The sequence below is a fragment of the Caballeronia catudaia genome (genome assembly GCF_001544755.2).
In the GTDB taxonomy this organism is placed as follows: Bacteria; Pseudomonadota; Gammaproteobacteria; order Burkholderiales; family Burkholderiaceae; genus Caballeronia; species Caballeronia catudaia.
The window spans coordinates 82,628-99,116 of sequence record NZ_FCOF02000005.1; the positions used below are offsets into that span (position 1 = coordinate 82,628).

A 16,489-nucleotide genomic window follows, 5' to 3' on the forward strand; every position below is an offset into this window, starting at 1 on the left:
GGCTACCTTACATCGACATGCGATCGACATGCGATCGACATGCGATCGACATGCGCGCACCGCCGTTGTGCGGGTGCACATGCCCGACGCGCGGCCAAATGCCCGGTCCGGCGCATAATCTCCCTGTTTCGAAGAGCGTTCCGCAACCGCATCGCAACCGAAGGCATCGGAGGACACCATGCTGGTCAAGAACGAAGCGCGGGTCGAACACCTCATCAACGATCTCCTCGAATTTGCACGAGGACGTCTGCCGGAAGCGACCTTCAAGGTTATCGAGCCGCTTCTTCGCTACTACTACGAGCAGGTCGACGTCGAAGATATCGCGAGCCGCGATGTCGCCGATCTCTACGGCGCCGCGATGGCGCACTGGCAGACGGCGCAGAAGTTCGCCGGCGGGCGCGAGGTGCTGCGGGTCTACAACCCGAATCTGGAGCAGCACGGCTGGCATTCGGATCACACGGTCGTCGAGATCGTCAACGACGACATGCCGTTTCTCGTCGATTCCGTGACGATGGAGCTGAACCGTCTCGGCCTCGCGCTGCATTCGGCGATCCATCCGGTGTTTCGCGTGTGGCGCGCGAGCAAGGGCGCGCATGCGGGCGAGATCGAGCGCATCGGTCAGGGTCACGCCGAGGCGGGCGACGGCAACTCCGAGCTCGAATCCTTCATCCATTTCGAAGTGGACCGATGCAGCGACGGCGAACGTCTCGACGAAGTGCGCGAGAACATCGCGCGCGTGCTCGGCGACGTGCGCGCGGCGGTCGAGGACTGGCCGAAGGTCACCGACGCGGCGCGTATCGCGATCGGCGATCTGAAAATGCGCGACACGACGCCCGATGGCATCGAATCCCGCGCGTTCCTCGAATGGATGGTCGCGGACCACTTCACGTTCCTCGGCTGCCGCGATTACGAGCTCGTGGAGCACGAAGGCGGGTTCGCGCTGCGCGGCGTGCCGGGCTCGGGTCTGGGCATTCTGCGCGAGACCTTGCGCGCGCCTTCCGCCGGCGATGTGACGCCGCTGCCGCCGGGCGCGGCCGCGATCATCGAAGGCGCGGCGCCCATCTTTCTGACGAAAGCGAATTCGCGCGCGACGGTGCATCGGCCGGGCTATCTCGACTATGTCGGCGTGAAGCGCACGTCGCCCGATGGCAAGGTGATCGGCGAGCGGCGCTTTCTCGGCCTGTACACGTCGACCGCGTATCTCGTGCCGACTTCCGAGATTCCGATCGTGCGACGCAAGTGCGCGAACATCGTGCGGCGCGCGGGTTTCCTGGAGAGAGGGCATCTGGCGAAGTCGCTCATCTCGGTGCTGGAGCAGTATCCTCGCGACGAGCTTTTTCAGGCCGACGAAGACGCGCTCTTCGAAATCGCGCTCGGCGTGCTGCGTTTGCAGGAGCATCAGCGCACGCGGCTTTTCGTGCGGCGCGACCGCTTCGACCGCTTCGTGTCGTGCCTCGTCTTCGTGCCGCGCGACAAGTTCAATACCGACCTGCGCCGCCGCATCAGCAAAGTGCTGATGGAGGCGTTCAACGGCAAGAGCATCGAGTTCACGCCGCTCTTGTCCGAGTCGCCGCTCGCGCGCATTCATATCGTCGTGCGCGCGGATCGCGGCGCGATGCCGGAAGTCGATACGCGCGAGCTCGAAGCGCGCATCGTGCAGGTCGCGCGCCGCTGGCAGGACGATCTCGCCGACGCGCTCATCGACAGTCACGGCGAGGAAGCGGGCAACCGTCTGTTGCAGCGCTACGCGGATTCTTTCCCGGCGGGCTATCGCGAGGACTATCCGGCGCGCACGGCGGTGCGCGACATCGAACTGATTGAGGCGACGCACACGCGGCCGGGCGGTTTGTCGATGAGTCTCTATCGGCCGATCGAGGCGGGGAAGCGGGCGTTCCGCTTCAAGGTGTATCGCGCCGGCGATCCGATCGCGCTGTCGCACAGTTTGCCGATGCTCGAACATCTCGGCGTGCGTGTCGATGAAGAGCGGCCGTATCTGATCGAGCCGACGGGCGCGCCCAACGCGTGGATTCACGATTTCGGGCTCGAGTTGCAGGACGATGTCGAGTTCGATATCGACCGCGTGAAGCCGCTCTTCGAGAACGCATTCGCGGCCGTGTGGTCGGGCGAAATCGAGAACGACGACTTCAACCGCCTCGTGCTGCGCGCGCAGTTCGGTTCGCGCGACGTGACGATCATGCGCGCGTACGCGAAGTATCTGCGGCAAGTGGGATCGACCTTCAGCGATGCGTATATCGAACGCGCGCTGATCGGCAATCCGCAGATCGCGAAGAAGCTGCTGCAGCTTTTCATGGTGCGCTTCGATCCGGCGCGCGGCGGCGCAGCTCAAGATCGGGAGCGGACGGCCGAACGCGTGCTCGCCGATATCGAAGCGGCGCTCGATCAGGTGCCCAATCTCGACGAAGACCGCATCCTGCGCCAGTTCCTCGGCGTCATCACGGCGACGGTGCGCACGAACCACTTTCATCGCGATGCAAGCGGCCAGCCGCGTCCGTATGTGTCGTTCAAGCTCGATCCGTCGAAGGTGCCGGGCCTGCCCGAGCCCAAGCCGATGTTCGAAATCTGGGTCTATGCGCCGCGCGTCGAGGGCGTGCATCTGCGCGGCGGGCGCGTTGCGCGTGGCGGGCTGCGCTGGTCGGATCGTCGCGAAGATTTCCGCACCGAAGTGCTCGGTCTGATGAAAGCGCAGATGGTCAAGAACACGGTGATCGTGCCGGTGGGATCGAAGGGCGGCTTCGTCGTGAAGAATCCGCCGCCGGTGACCGATCGCGAGGCGTTTCTCGCCGAAGGCGTCGCGTGCTATCAGATGTTCCTGCGCGGCCTGCTCGACGTGACCGACAACCGCACGGCCGATGGCATCGTGCCGCCGCCCGATGTCGTGCGTCACGATCCGGACGACCCGTATCTCGTCGTCGCCGCGGACAAGGGCACGGCCACGTTCTCCGACTACGCGAACGCCATCTCCAAGGAATACGGCTTCTGGCTCGACGACGCGTTCGCGTCCGGCGGCTCGGTCGGCTACGACCACAAGAAGATGGGCATCACGGCGCGCGGCGCGTGGGAATCGGTGAAGCGCCATTTCCGCGAGATGAACTTCGATACCCAGACGACCGATTTCACCGTGGTCGGCATCGGCGACATGTCCGGCGACGTCTTCGGCAATGGCATGCTGCTGTCGCGTCACATCAAGTTGATCGCGGCGTTCGATCATCGGCATGTGTTTCTCGATCCGACGCCCGATACGGCGGCGAGCTTCGAGGAACGCGCGCGCCTCTTCGCGCTGCCGCGCTCCAGTTGGGCCGATTACGACGCCTCGCTGATCTCGACGGGCGGCGGCGTGTATCCGCGCACCGCGAAGTCCATCCCGATCTCGCCGCAAGTGCAGGCGGCGCTCGGCATCAGCGCTTCGGTGCTCGCGCCGAACGAGCTGATCCGCGCGATTCTGCTCGCCGAAGCGGATCTGCTCTACAACGGCGGCGTGGGCACGTATGTGAAGTCGAGCGCGGAGACGCATCTGCAGGTCGGCGACCGCACCAACGACGCCGTGCGCGTGAACGGCGCGGAGCTGCGCGTGAAAGTGGTCGCGGAAGGCGGCAATCTCGGCCTGACGCAACTCGGGCGCATCGAGTTCGCGCAGCATGGCGGGCGCATCAACACGGATGCGATCGACAATTCCGCGGGCGTCGATTGCTCGGATCACGAAGTCAATATCAAGATTCTGCTCGGTCTCGTCGTCGCGGATGGCGAGATGACCGAGAAGCAGCGCAACGCGTTGCTCGCCGAGATGACCGATGAAGTCGGCCTGCTCGTGCTGAAGGACAACTACGCGCAGACGCAGGCGCTGTCGATCGCGAAGCGTCACGAGGCCGAAACGCTCGATGCCGAAGCGCGCATGATGCGTTACCTCGAACGCGCGGGGCGTCTGAAGCGCCGCATCGAATTCCTGCCGAACGACGATGACATCGCCGAGCGCGCGGCGGCGAAGTCGGGCCTCACGTCGCCGGAGCGCGCGGTGCTGCTCGCATACGGCAAGATGTGGCTGTACGACGAACTGCTCGACTCGGACGTGCCGGAGGATGCGCTCGTCGCCGACATGCTGCCCGATTATTTCCCGAAGCCCTTGCAGCAACGCTACAGCGAGACGATGCAGCGCCATCCGTTGAAGCGCGAAATCCTCGCGACGCATCTGACGAATGCGCTCGTGAATCGCGTGGGCTGTACGTTCGTGCATCGTCTGATGGAAGAGACCGATGCGCGCCCGAGCGATATCGTGCGCGCGGCGCTGATGTCGCGCGATGTCTTCGATCTCGACGATCTCTGGCGCAGCATCGACGGGCTCGACAATATCGTCGCGGACGAAGTGCAGGCGCGCATGTTCGTCGAGGTCGTGCGTCTGCTCGACGATACGTCGCTGTGGTTCCTGCGCCATCTGAAGCACAACGGCAGCGGCACGGCCGAGGCGCGGGGTCTGCTTGCGCGTTGCCGCGAGGCGGCGCAACGGCTCGCGCCGCAATTGCCGGCGTTGCTGCCCGCGACGCAGCTCGACGCGTGGTATGCGCGCCGGCGCGAACTGGAGGATGCGGGCGTCGAGAGCAGTCTCGCGGCGCGTGTGGCGAGCGGCGAAATCGCGACGGCGGTGCTCGACAGCGCGGAAGTGGCGGCGTGCTCGGAACGCAGCCTGGAGCTCGTCGCGAGCGTGTACTTCGGCATTGGCACGTTGCTCGACTATCGCGGCATCGCCGAACGCGCGATGGCGCTGCCGATCTCGACGCACTGGGATCTGCTCGCGCGCGCGGCGGCGCTGGAGGAACTGGCGCGGCTGAAGCGCGCGCTTACGGTGAGCGCGCTCGAACAGTCGCGCGGCATTGATTCGGCGGACGTGATCGTCGAAAGCTGGCGTGCGAAGCGGGAGGCGGCGCTCGACCGGTACACGCGCCTGCTCGCCGAGTTGCGCGCGAGCGGCGGGGCGAGCTTGTCGATGCTGCTGGTCGTCGTGCGGGAAATGGCGGTGCTGGAGCGGGCCTGACGCGAACTGACCGAATCAAACCCGAAACGCGCCGATCCTCGGCGCGTTTTTTTATGCCGTGATTTCCTTAAATCGAGGACATTAAATCAGGAATACAGATGAGCGAATGAAGCACTCAATTCGATAAGACCGCAATCGGAAACTTTGTCCGATACATGCTAGGTCGCGTGCACGATTTGACTGCCCAGCCCCTTTACATCGCGTAACCCGAAGCATTAAATCACTGAGCGGACCGGAGCGTCCGCTCGTCGCAATTCTTCCCTGTCATCGCGGTCCCCTGTGTGCATCCGATCAAACCGCCACGCGTGATCCGACGACGGGCTCCTTGCGCTTTCGCCGTACCATCTGGCAGGGTCGGGCACGTCGCAGCGCTTCATTCAGCAGCGAGGTCTCACAATGAGCAAGATTTCAGGCGAAGCGATCGACACCCTCAAGGCGTCGGTGAGAGGCAAGGTCATCTCACCGTCGGACACCGACTACGACGAAGCACGCAAGGTCTGGAACGCGACCATCGACCGGCGCCCGGCGCTCATCGTGCGCTGCGCAGGCGCCGCCGATGTCATCGCCGCGCTCGCTTTCGCGCGCGGCAACGGCATGCTGGTTTCGATTCGCGGCGGCTCCCACAACATCGCGGGCAGCGCGGTCAGCGACGACGCATTGATGATCGATCTCTCCGCGATGAAATCCGTGCGCGTCAATCCCGAAGCGAAGCGCGCGTATGTCGAACCCGGCGCGCTGCTCTCCGATTTCGATCACGAAGCGCAGGCGTTCGGCCTCGCGACGCCGCTCGGCATCAATTCGACCACGGGCGTCGCCGGTCTCACGCTCGGCGGCGGCTTCGGCTGGATCAGCCGCAAGTTCGGCGTGACCGTCGACAATCTCGTCGCGGCGGAAATCGTCACGGCGGACGGCAAATGGCGGCGTGTGAGCGCGGAGAACGAACCCGATCTCTTCTGGGCCCTGCGCGGCGGCGGCGGCAATTTCGGCGTCGTCACGCTGTTCGAATATCAGTTGCATGAAGTCGGCCCGGAAATCTATGGCGGCCTCGTCGTGTTTCCGCTCGAGCAGGCGGACGAAGTGCTGCCGAAGTATCGCGAGTTCGTCGCGCAAAGTCCGGACGAACTGACCGTGTGGGCCGTGCTGCGCCTCGCGCCGCCGCTGCCGTTCCTGCCCGAAGACGCGCATGGCAAGCCGGTCGTCGTGCTTGCGAGCTGCTATGTCGGGCCGGTCGAGAATGGCGAGAGGGCGCTCGCGCCGGTGCGCAGCTTCGGCACGCCCTATGGCGAGCATCTCGGGGCGATGCCCTTCGTGGCCTGGCAGAAGGCATTCGATCCGCTGCTCACGCCCGGCGAGCGCAACTACTGGAAGTCGCATAACTTCGCGAGCCTCAACGACGAAACGTTCGATATCCTGACGAATGCGGTGAAGTCGCTTCCGTCGACGCAGTGTGAAGTATTCATCGGCGCGATGGGCGGGCAGACGAACCGTGTGCCCGTCGATGCGACCGCGTACGCGAATCGCGATTCCATCTACACGATCAACATTCACGGCCGCTGGAGCGATGCCGCCGACGACGAGAAATGCACGAAGTGGGCGCGCGACATGTTCGCCGCGATGACGCCGCACGCAATCGGCAGCGTCTACGTGAACTTCATGACGGGTGAGGAAGGCGATCGCGTGAGATCGGCGTATGGCCCGAACTACGAACGGCTCGCCGAAGTGAAGCGGCGCTACGATCCGGACAACCTGTTCCGCAGCAATCAGAACATCGCGCCCGCGGCGTAGTGCACGGCGCGCCGTTTCTCGAAGGGGGAACGGCGCGTTATCAGGAATGATTCAGGGCCGGTCGAGATGACGGCCGATTTCGCGCGTATCCATGTTCGACACGTCCCTGTCGATTTCCTCGTAGACGAGCTTGCGTGTTTCGCTGCTGAGATGCTGGCGCAGCACGCCCAGAAACTTTGGCTCGACGGCAAGGCGCAAGCGATCGAAACGTGATTGCGCGCGGCTGCGTTCGAGAAACTCGGCGACGGATCGCGCGAATTTCTCGCGATGCTTGTCCGCCGTATCCGCCGCGCGCGGCGCCGGATTCCTGAGGTCTTCCACTTGCCGCAGATCCAGCTTCAATCCGTGCGTCTCGAAGATGCGCGCGCGGCTGCCGTCGGCGGCAAGAACCCAGGTGATGGCGGTCATGGTGCTCCTCCTGTTCGCCAGCCCAAGCGGGCTCCCGCCATTGTGCGCCCGATTGTCGCGAAGCGGCTCCGTTCGCGCTCGTCACTCGCTATCGCGATGCAGCATGGCGCGCGTCAAAGCGCTTCAGGGCAGCATCGAACCGGTGGCGGCAAAGCGCGTGTGGAACGAAAACGCTTGGTCCAGACGATGCGGCGTGTGGCCGCCGAGCGCTGCTGCATCGCGGTAATAGTCGCGCAACAGATCGCGATACAGCGGATGCGCGCAGTTCTGGATCACGCTCATCGCGCGTTCACGCGGCGCGAGGCCTGTGAGATTCGCGAGCCCGCGCTCGGTCACGACGATATCGACATCGTGCTCGTTGTGATCGCAATGCGGCACCATCGGCACGATGCTCGAAATGCGGCCGTCCTTTGCGACGGACTTCGTCGCGAACACCGCGTAGGCTGCATTGCGCGCAAAATCGCCCGAGCCGCCGATGCCGTTCATCATGTGCGTGCCGCCGACATGCGTCGAATTCACGTTGCCGTAGATGTCGGCTTCGAGCGCCGTATTGATCGCGATGAGACCGAGGCGGCGAATCACCTCGGGATGATTGCTCACTTCCTGCGGCCGCAACACGAGGCGGTCGCGATAGCGCTCGATCTCGCTGAACACCTTTTCCTGCCGTTGCGCGGACAGCGTGATCGACGCGCCGGATGCGAATGTCGCCTTGCCCGAATCGAGCAGATCGAAGGTCGAGTCCTGAAGCACTTCGGAATAGATCGTCAGCGCTTCGAACGGCGACGCCGCGAAGCCCGACAGCACCGCGTTCGCAATCGTGCCGATGCCCGCCTGCAACGGCGGCAACTGCTTGGGCAAGCGCCCACGCGACACTTCGTGCTGAAAGAACTCGATCAGATGACCGGCGATGAGCGCGGTGTCGTGATCGGCGGGAAGCACGGTGGAGGCGCTGTCCGGCGTATTCGTGATGACGATCGCGGCGATCTTCTCGATGGGAATTTCGATCGCCGCCGCGCCGATCCTGTCATGCGGCTCGACGATCGGAAGCGGGTCGCGCTGTGGCCTGCGCTCGGGAATCCAGATGTCGTGCAAGCCTTCGAGGGCCGCCGGCTGCGCGAGATTGATCTCGACGATCACGCGTTCGGCGAGGATCGCGAAACTCGCGGAATTGCCGACCGATGTCGTCGGCACGATGCCGCCCGTTTCCGTGATCGCAGCCGCTTCGATGATCGCGAGATCGAGCTTGCCGAGCCGGTTCGCGCGCAGCAGTTCGACCGTCTCGGACAGGTGTTGATCGACGAACATCACGTCGCCGCGGTTGATCGCGCGGCGCAAGGTCGCATCGACCTGAAACGGCAGGCGGCGTGCGAGCGCGCCCGCTTCGGTGAGAAGGCGATCCGTGTCATGTCCGAGCGATGCGCCCGTCATGAGCGTGATGCGCAGCGGTTCGTTCTCCTCCCGTGCGCGGCGCGCGATTTCGAGCGGCACGGCCTTCGCGTCGCCGGCGCGCGTGAAGCCGCTCGCACCGACGATCATGCCGTCGCGCACGAGTTGCGCCGCAGCGGCGGCCGAGGTGATTTTTCCGCGCAATGCGGCACAGCGAATACGGTCTTCGTACATCGACATCTCCACGAACTTCCTTCGATCCAGCCGGGCGGGCGATTATAAGTAGCGCGTATCGCCTGATGAGCCGCAAGGTGCGCAACGTTGCGCTTTGTCTATTCCGATGCGTTGTATTGCTCGATACGCTGCGACATTTCAGCGCGTCGTCACGACTATAGGTCGCGCATCGGCGCGGATAAATCGCCGCGTCAGGAAGGCACATTTGCAGATCGCAGAAAGATGCGTTCAGCGATGACGCGCATCGAAAGGCGCATCGGGATCGACGAGCGCGGCGCGCACGACATGCAGGTACGCGAGTGCGCGATGAACGTCGTGACCTTCATCGAGCATGCTTTGCGCGACGATGATCGACGCCACGACCGAAGCGATCGCGCGGCGCAAGGTCTCGCTATCGGGCGCACGAAACAGCACCGCGATGTCGCGCAGCACGCGCGCAAACGATGTGCTCCACGCGATGCGCAAGGCATCGGGAAGGCGCTGCGCGTTCAACGACCGCGCTTCGTGACGCAGATCGATCATCGCCTGTCCGACTTCGAGCGTGACGAGCATCCACGACAGCGCGTGACGATGTTCGCGCGAGCGCCGCATGAGCACGCCGCGCAACTGCGACATCAGATCGTGCGTGCCCGAGTGAAAGCGCTCGCCGAGTCCCGCGAGCTTGCCCTCGCAGGCGAGCGCGGCCATCGCGCGCAGTTGCGCGAGGGTCTTGCCGACGAGCCATTGCGTGCGTGGCGGCACGACGACCGCGCACGCGATGGCTGCGGCCAGCATCGCGACGAGAATCGCGAGGCCGTCGTTCAGCAAAAGGCCCGCATCGTAGACGATGCGGTTGTCGGGCGCGGCGAGCAGACAGAAGAACACGCAAAAACCGATGCCGTATCCGGCGGAAGCGGGGCGCATCGCGAGGAACGCGCCCGCTGCGAGCGGTGGCGCGAGCATTGCGCACAGGAGCGCGAAGCCGTCAATTGCCGGGTAGACGTGACACAGAAACAGATAACCCGTGACGATCGCGATAGCAGCGCCAATCGTCATGTGCACGATGAACTTCGACGGCCGCGCCGATGCCGACGACAACCCGCACGCGAGCGTCGCGCCGATCACGGCATGCCCGCCGCTCGGCCACGCGGTGACGATCCAGAACCACGCGGTCGCGGCGATCACGATGCCCGTGCGCACGAACGTCGCCGCGATGACGAAGCGACTGGTCTTCGCTTCATAACGCGAAGCCTCGCGTTCGTTCGGTGGTTCGCCGTTGGCGATCGATACATAGCGAAGCGTGTCGTCGACGAAGCGATACAGCAGTTCAGCCGATATCGTGAAGTCGAGGCGCGCCGCTAACGTCGCCTTGTAATGCCTGAGATGCACATCCAGCGCATCGTGCTCGAAGATGCGTGCGAGTTCTTCGAGCAAGGGCGCAAGTGCATCGCGTGCGACGGGCAGGCGCTTCATCGACTGATCGAGCGCATGCAGACGCCCGCAGGCATCCATGAACGCGCTGTTCAGTCTTGCGAGCCCGCGACGCCCGGACCGCATCGCGGCTGACTCGTACGCCGCGAAGCCGCGCGTCGCTTCGAAGCCGACGATCTCATCGACGAAATCGGCGAAACGGCGCTCACGCTCGATGCGCGAAAGACGCCCGCGCAACACGTCTGCGGCGAACGAGGCGAAACGCGCCTGACGCTTTGCGACCGTCTGCGTAAGCGTCGCGCTGGCGTGACGCGGGAACACGAGCGCGCTCACGACGCTCGAGCACACGATGCCGAGCATGACCTCCGCACCGCGCGAGAGCGTCGCGATCAGCAGGCCATTGGGATCGGTGACGGCTGGAATGCCGATCAACGCAGCCGTGTAGCCGGCGAGCACGAAGCCGTACCAGCGGAACTGTCGATGACGCACCGCGAGCGCGATGCACGCCGCGACCCATGCCGTGAGCGCGAGCACATAGAGCTCGGTCTGCTGCACGAACACGGCGCCCAGCACGAGCGCGGCCAGCATGCCCAGCGCCGTGCCCGCGAAACGATAGACGCTCTTCGCGAGCACCATGCCGGCGAACGGCTGCATCAGCACGAAGGTGGTCGTCATCGCGACGCGCGGCTGCGGCAGCTCGAAGCGCATCGCAACGCCCATCGCGATGAAGGCGGCGAGGAGCGTCTTCGCGAGATGCAGCCAGACGAGGCCATCGGTGGCGAGCCAGTCCTGAATCGAATCGCGCGTCGACAAGCGCACTTCCGGTCGTTCATGAAAGCCGCCGATTGTAGGCAAGACGTTTCGCCGGATTAATGAGGGAATCCGGGAACATTCTTTCCTGATTCGACAACAATCGGCCGCCTCGAAAAGCGGACAATAACGCTTTCCAGGCAATATGACGGTTCGATGGATACCCTACAGAACATGCGGGTCTTTACCCGCGTGATCGAAGCCGGCAGCTTCACGGCTGCGGCTCAGTCGATGAACTCGACGACTGGCGCGATGTCGCGCGCCGTCTCCGAACTCGAAGCCCATTTGCGCACGCGCCTAATGAATCGCTCGACGCGGCGTCTCGCGTTGACATCGGCGGGCGAGCGCTATCTGAAGCGCGCGCGGCAGATTCTCGCCGATATCGACGGCGCGGAAGAAGAAGCGAGCTGTGCGCACGAGCATCCGTCGGGCACGCTGCGCATGTTCAGCTTCGCGAGCGTGGGTCAGCATTACATCCTGCCGGCCATCGCACGATATCGCGCGTCGCATCCCGACGTGAAAGTCGAACTGACGCTGTCGCAACGCATGCCCGATCTCTTCGAAGGCAGCAGCGATGTCGCGGTGGTGTCGGCGAGCGCGTTGTCGGATTCGGAAGTGATCTCGCACGAGCTCGGCACGACGTTCAGCATTTTGTGCGCGTCGCCGGAATATATCCGTTCGCGAGGCGCGCCCGATGTGCCCGCCGATCTCGCGCAGCACGATTGCCTCACTTTGCAGACGCCCGCGTTTCCCGCGCGCGAATGGACGCTCGAAGGCCCCGACGGGCGCGAGACCTTGCAGATCAGCGGACCGGTGCAGGTGAACATCGCGGAATCGCTCGTCGTGGCGATTCGCGAAGGCATGGGCATCGGCATGTTGCCGCTCTATGCGGCGATCGAGGGCTTGCGCAACGGCTCGCTCGTGCGCGTGCTGCCGCGCCATACCTTGCAGCGCACGCATCTCTACGCGCTCTACCCGTCGCGCAAGTTCGTCGATGCGAAAACGCGCACGTGGGTGGACTTTCTGCGCGCGCATCTGCCGGACGTGATCGCACGCGATGAAGCCTTGCTTGCCGAAGTGGACGCGAAGCGCGCGAACGTGCGGCCCGCCGCGTGAATCACGTATCGCTCCACATGCGCAGCAGGTTGTGATAGCAGCCGACGAGCGAGCGCTTCGCGGCTTCGTCGCCGTTGGTGACGTTGAGGCGCTGGATCGAGTTGTCGAGATCGAAGAGCAGCGCCCGTTGCGCGTCGTCGCGCACGAGGCTTTGCGCCCAGAAAAAGCTCGACACGCGCGCGCCACGCGTGACGGGCCGCACCTGATGCAGGCTCGTCGCCGGGTACACGATTGCATGTCCCGCGGGCAGCTTCACTTCCTGCACGCCGTACGTATCTTCGATGATGAGCTCGCCGCCGTCGTAGTCTTCGGGCGGCGTGAGAAACAGCGTGACCGATACATCCGTGCGCACGCGCGCGCCATGACCGGGCACGATGCGAATCGCGCCATCGACATGACTGCCGAAATGCATGCCGCCCTCATAACGATTGAATAACGGCGGATACACGCGATTGGGCAACACCGCGCTGATGAAAAGCGGATGACGCTCCAGCGCGCCGACGATCGCATCGCCCATTTCGAGCGCGATCGGCGAGCCTTCCGCGATCTGCATGTTGCGCTTGACCGGCGCGCCCTGATAGCCGGCGGTCGCCCGGCCATCGACCCATGATTCGCTTGCTTCGAGACGCGCGCGCATCGCGGCGGCGTCTTCGGGGGAGAGCACGTTCGGTATCGAGAGGATCATTTTTATCAGCTCGGCTCACGCGCGCCGCACTTCAGGGCACGCGTGCGCTCATATCAACGGAAGCGGTAATTCAACGTCGCGAGGAACGTGCGGCCGAGGCCCGGCACCGCGCGCCCGCCGTCCGACGGAATCAGCGCGTCGTAGTACTTCTTGTCCGTCATGTTCAGCACGTTGAACTGGATATCGTAGCTTTTCTGATGATACGCGGCCATCACGTCCCAGCGCACGTAGCCGCCCACTTCCACCAGATTGTTGTTCGCCGCATAGCGTGACGACACATACGACGGCCCGCCGCCGATCTGCCATTGAGGCGTGAAGTCGTAGGTCGTCCATAGCGTGAGCATGTGCTTCGGCGTGTTGGCGGGCACGTTGCCCTGCGTGCCGTCGAAGGCCTTCAGGATAGTGCCGTCCATGTACGTGTAGCCGCCGAACATCTGCCACTGCTTCGTGATGTGGCCCGCGATGCCGAGCTGATAGCCGCGCACGCGGATATCGCCGTCGAGCGAGTAGGTGCCGTCCGAGGCCAGCGTGCGCGCATTGGTCTTTTCGATGCTGAAAAGCGATTGCGTGACCGACAGCCCGCCGTTCAGCAGATCCCACTTCGAGCCGATCTCATACGACTTGTTGTGCTCGGGCGGCAGGTTCTGCTGGCCGTTCGTGAGCGTGAGCGCTTCGAGCGACGGATCGAACGACGTGCCGTACGACACGTAGTACGACTGCCAGTCGGCCGGCTGCCACACGATGCCGGTGCGCACGCTCGTGAAGAAGTTGGTCTGCGTCGCGTAGCCCGGCGCGTTGATCGAGTTGTTGATCGCCGCCTCGTAGCGGTCCCAGCGCACGCCGCCGATCCACTTCCAGTGCTCGCCGATCGAGATCGTGTCGTTCAGATACAGGCCGACGTCGTTCGCGCTCGATTCCGCGAGATTGGTCGCGACTTCCTGATAGTTCGACGGACGCGGCACGTACGGCGGATTGACGAGCGGCACGATCGCGAGCGTGTTCGACGGCAGGCCCGGCGTCGTCGCGGTGAAGGTCTGGTTGCTATACGTTTCGTGACTCAGATCGACGCCCGCGAGCACGTCGTGCTTCAGGAAACCGGTCGCGAACTTGCCCTGCAGATCGGTCGTGTTGTAGACCGAGTGATCGTTGATGGTGCGGTCCTTGCCTTGCAGCCGCACGAAGAGCGACGTGAGCGGCAGCGTCGTGTAATTGCCGTTGGTGAGCGCGGTCGACGTGCCAAGCGGGCCGGTCAGCACCGCCGCGGCGTTGGTCGCACGCGCGTCCGTGCTGTAGTGACTGAATTGCGTCTGATTGCGCAGCGTGAACATATCGTTGAAGCGATGCTCGATGCGCGCATTCACCGTCTGCACGTCCTGGATCGTGCGGTCGTCGGTGAAGCCGTAGAAGGTTTTCGTATCGACGGGCGCGGGGTGGCCGTTCAAGGGCGGAATGCCGTAGTCGGGCTGATCGCGGTTGTGCTGGATCAGCGCGGACAGCGTCACCTGCGTCGGCGTGCCGATGCCGAACTTCACTTCGGGCGCGACGCCGAAATCCTTGTTGTGCATCTCGTCGCGCGTCGAGCCGAGCGACTGGCCGAACGCATTGACGCGGAACGCGGCGGTATCCGTCAGCGGCTGGTTGATGTCGACCGTCGTGCGATAGCGGTCGTGCGTGCCCGCCTGCAGCGAGACATCGGCGCGCGGCTTCATGTTCGGCTGCTTGCTGACCTGATTGATGACGCCGCCCGTCGAGCCGCGCCCGAAATACAGCGACGAAGGGCCATACAGCACGTCGATCGATTCGAGGTTGAACGTATCGCGGTAGTACTGGCCGCGATCGCGGAAGCCGTCGAGATAGATGTCCGTGCGTGCCGAGAAGCCGCGCAGGTTGATGTTGTTGCCGATCTGGCCGCCTTCCGCCGCGCCGAGCGTGACGCCCGGCACGTTGCGCAGCGCATCGGAGAACGAGCTCACCGCCTGCGATTGCAGCACCGCCTTGGGCACCACGACGACTGCCTGCGGAATGTCGCGCAGTGCGGTCGGCACCTTCGCGCCGACGCTCGAAACGTCCGCCTGGAAATCGGGCGCGTCGGCCTGGCCTGTCACCTTGACGGCGGGCAGGGCGGCGGCTTCGGGTGCGGTGGCGCCGTCGGCGGGAGCGGTCTGTGCGGCTTGCTGCGCGGCTTGTGCGGCTTGAGGTGCGGTCTGCGCGTAGAGCGGCGTGGCCACGGGAACCGCGGCAATCGTCATCAATGCCGCGGCGAGCGGCTTCTTCCTCAACATGTCGTTTCCCGATACTTGTTTAGTGAAATCCGAATCGGCAGATTTGGGTGAGCCTGTCGCTGCGATTGGTTTAAATGCGAATCAGTATCATTACATGTTGCAACAAATATTTGGAAATAAACGTCAGAAAAGTCGGGTCTTTTTGCCGGGCTCCGTGACGTGGACGCAACGTAAGATTTGTAGCGATACCGACGCGGCGCAGTGAGACCGGCCGCTCGGCCTTTTGCGACAAGAGGTTCCGGCTGACGCGCTAGTCAGCAGCGCCTCGATGCGGGGAATTGCGGACAAAAAGTGGCGGATGAAAACCCGCGCTTCCGCGCCGGGGGTTTTCAGATTCCCGCGATGCCGGACGTCACGAGCGCGTACGGTCCGCTCGTCAATTGCTCTGTGAGGAAGTCGATGCACACGCGGATTTTCGCGGAATGCGACGCGCGCGCCGACGTCACCGCCCACACGTCCGCGCGCTGCCGGTACGCGGGCAGCACGGGCACGAGCGTGCCGTTCTGCAGGCTGGAGGCGACGTCCCAGATGGAGCCCATCACGATGCCGAAGCCTTGCTCGGCCCATTGGCGCACGATGTCGCTGTGGTTCGACGCGACCGGTCCCGTCACTTTCACGCTTTCCTCGCCGTTCGGGCCGGCGAGACGCCAGACGCCGAAGCGCTGATCGCGTCCGCGAAAGGGCAGGCAATCGTGCTGCGCAAGCTCGGCGAGCGTCTTCGGCGCGCCGCGCCGTTCGAGATACGCGGGCGCGGCGGCGAGCACGCGGAAACTCTCGACGATCTTGTGAGCGATCAGATGCGGCTCCTGCACTTCACCCACACGTATGTCGATATCGAAGTTCTCGCCGACGAGATCGACGCGCCGGTCGAGCAGCTCCAGCCAGATCTCGAGCCCCGGATGACGCCGCCGCAACAGCACGAGAGCGGGCGATACGTGCTCGCGCCCGAGCCGCAGACTCGTGCCGATGCGCAGGACGCCGCGCGGATCGTCGAGTCCGGCGAAGGCGTCGGCCATGCCTTGCACGTCGTCGAGAATCTTTTGCGCCCACTGGAAGGCCGCTTCGCCATCGCTCGTGATCGAGACGCGGCGCGTCGTGCGCATGAAGAGCTTCACGCCGAGCGCCGTTTCCAGCATCGCGATGCGCTTGCTCACATGCGCCGGCGAAATGCCGGTCTCGGTCGCGGCGGCGATGAAGCTGGAACGCCGCGCGACGATGCAGAAGAGCTGCAGGTCGCGCAGGAACTGATCGTTGTTCGCGAGGAGCGCGCCTGGCGTTTTCATCATGCGGCTGATCGTGCGCGCGCGCACGCCTCGCCGCAAGCGAAAC

General features: G+C 64.3%; 9 protein-coding genes. 3 read left to right on the top strand and 6 right to left on the bottom strand.

The annotated features are described in order from the left end of the window. The first annotated feature begins 178 nt into the window (after positions 1-178). Both AWB75_RS07325 and AWB75_RS07330 read left to right on the top strand, forming a co-directional pair. Positions 179-5,044: an NAD-glutamate dehydrogenase gene (locus AWB75_RS07325; RefSeq protein ID WP_061123420.1), complete on the top strand. Its 4,866-nt coding sequence runs from the start codon at positions 179-181 to the stop codon at positions 5,042-5,044. A 396-nt stretch (positions 5,045-5,440) separates the two neighbouring features. Next, positions 5,441-6,829 (top strand): FAD-binding oxidoreductase, encoded by a 1,389-nt coding sequence (locus tag AWB75_RS07330; RefSeq protein ID WP_061123421.1) that lies wholly within the window; start codon positions 5,441-5,443, stop codon positions 6,827-6,829. Between the two features lie 51 nt (positions 6,830-6,880). Here AWB75_RS07330 and AWB75_RS07335 read toward each other — a convergent pair whose 3' ends face one another. From AWB75_RS07335 to AWB75_RS07345, 3 genes are all read right to left on the bottom strand, one after another. Further along, positions 6,881-7,237, bottom strand: coding sequence for a host attachment protein (locus AWB75_RS07335; protein WP_061123422.1), 357 nt, complete (start codon positions 7,235-7,237; stop codon positions 6,881-6,883). A gap of 123 nt (positions 7,238-7,360) precedes the next feature. After that, the gene (locus tag AWB75_RS07340) at positions 7,361-8,857 is read right to left on the bottom strand and encodes an acetyl-CoA hydrolase/transferase family protein (RefSeq protein WP_061123583.1); all 1,497 of its coding nucleotides are present in this window, start codon (positions 8,855-8,857) and stop codon (positions 7,361-7,363) included. Positions 8,858-9,085: 228 nt separating this feature from the next. Then, a complete protein-coding gene (locus AWB75_RS07345; protein ID WP_235012012.1) occupies positions 9,086-11,122 on the bottom strand; it encodes an FUSC family protein in 2,037 nt (678 codons plus the stop codon). 111 nt (positions 11,123-11,233) lie between these two features. Between AWB75_RS07345 and AWB75_RS07350 the strand changes: the two genes are divergently transcribed. Further along, positions 11,234-12,193 (top strand): LysR family transcriptional regulator, encoded by a 960-nt coding sequence (locus tag AWB75_RS07350; RefSeq protein ID WP_061123423.1) that lies wholly within the window; start codon positions 11,234-11,236, stop codon positions 12,191-12,193. Between the two features lies 1 nt (position 12,194). Here the strand turns inward: AWB75_RS07350 and AWB75_RS07355 are convergent, their stop codons facing one another. From AWB75_RS07355 to AWB75_RS07365, 3 genes are all read right to left on the bottom strand, one after another. Then, positions 12,195-12,878, bottom strand: coding sequence for a Fe2+-dependent dioxygenase (locus tag AWB75_RS07355; RefSeq protein WP_061123424.1), 684 nt, complete (start codon positions 12,876-12,878; stop codon positions 12,195-12,197). Between the two features lie 53 nt (positions 12,879-12,931). Continuing rightward, positions 12,932-15,160 carry a TonB-dependent receptor gene (locus AWB75_RS07360; protein ID WP_061123425.1) on the bottom strand — a complete coding sequence of 743 codons (2,229 nt, stop codon included), beginning with the start codon at positions 15,158-15,160 and terminating at the stop codon, positions 12,932-12,934. A gap of 329 nt (positions 15,161-15,489) precedes the next feature. Next, positions 15,490-16,443: a LysR family transcriptional regulator gene (locus tag AWB75_RS07365; RefSeq protein WP_061123585.1), complete on the bottom strand. Its 954-nt coding sequence runs from the start codon at positions 16,441-16,443 to the stop codon at positions 15,490-15,492. Positions 16,444-16,489 lie beyond the last annotated feature (46 nt).

Bases quoted from the DNA above. Each gene is read 5' to 3' on its own strand.
- AWB75_RS07355 (WP_061123424.1), bottom strand. From the start codon at position 12,878: ATGATCCTCTCGATACCGAACGTGCTCTCCCCCGAAGACGCCGCCGCG.
- AWB75_RS07330 (WP_061123421.1), top strand. From the start codon at position 5,441: ATGAGCAAGATTTCAGGCGAAGCGATCGACACCCTCAAGGCGTCGGTG.
- AWB75_RS07365 (WP_061123585.1), bottom strand. From the start codon at position 16,443: ATGAAAACGCCAGGCGCGCTCCTCGCGAACAACGATCAGTTCCTGCGC.
- AWB75_RS07325 (WP_061123420.1), top strand. From the start codon at position 179: ATGCTGGTCAAGAACGAAGCGCGGGTCGAACACCTCATCAACGATCTC.
- AWB75_RS07335 (WP_061123422.1), bottom strand. From the start codon at position 7,237: ATGACCGCCATCACCTGGGTTCTTGCCGCCGACGGCAGCCGCGCGCGC.
- AWB75_RS07350 (WP_061123423.1), top strand. From the start codon at position 11,234: ATGGATACCCTACAGAACATGCGGGTCTTTACCCGCGTGATCGAAGCC.
- AWB75_RS07340 (WP_061123583.1), bottom strand. From the start codon at position 8,857: ATGTACGAAGACCGTATTCGCTGTGCCGCATTGCGCGGAAAAATCACC.
- AWB75_RS07360 (WP_061123425.1), bottom strand. From the start codon at position 15,160: ATGTTGAGGAAGAAGCCGCTCGCCGCGGCATTGATGACGATTGCCGCG.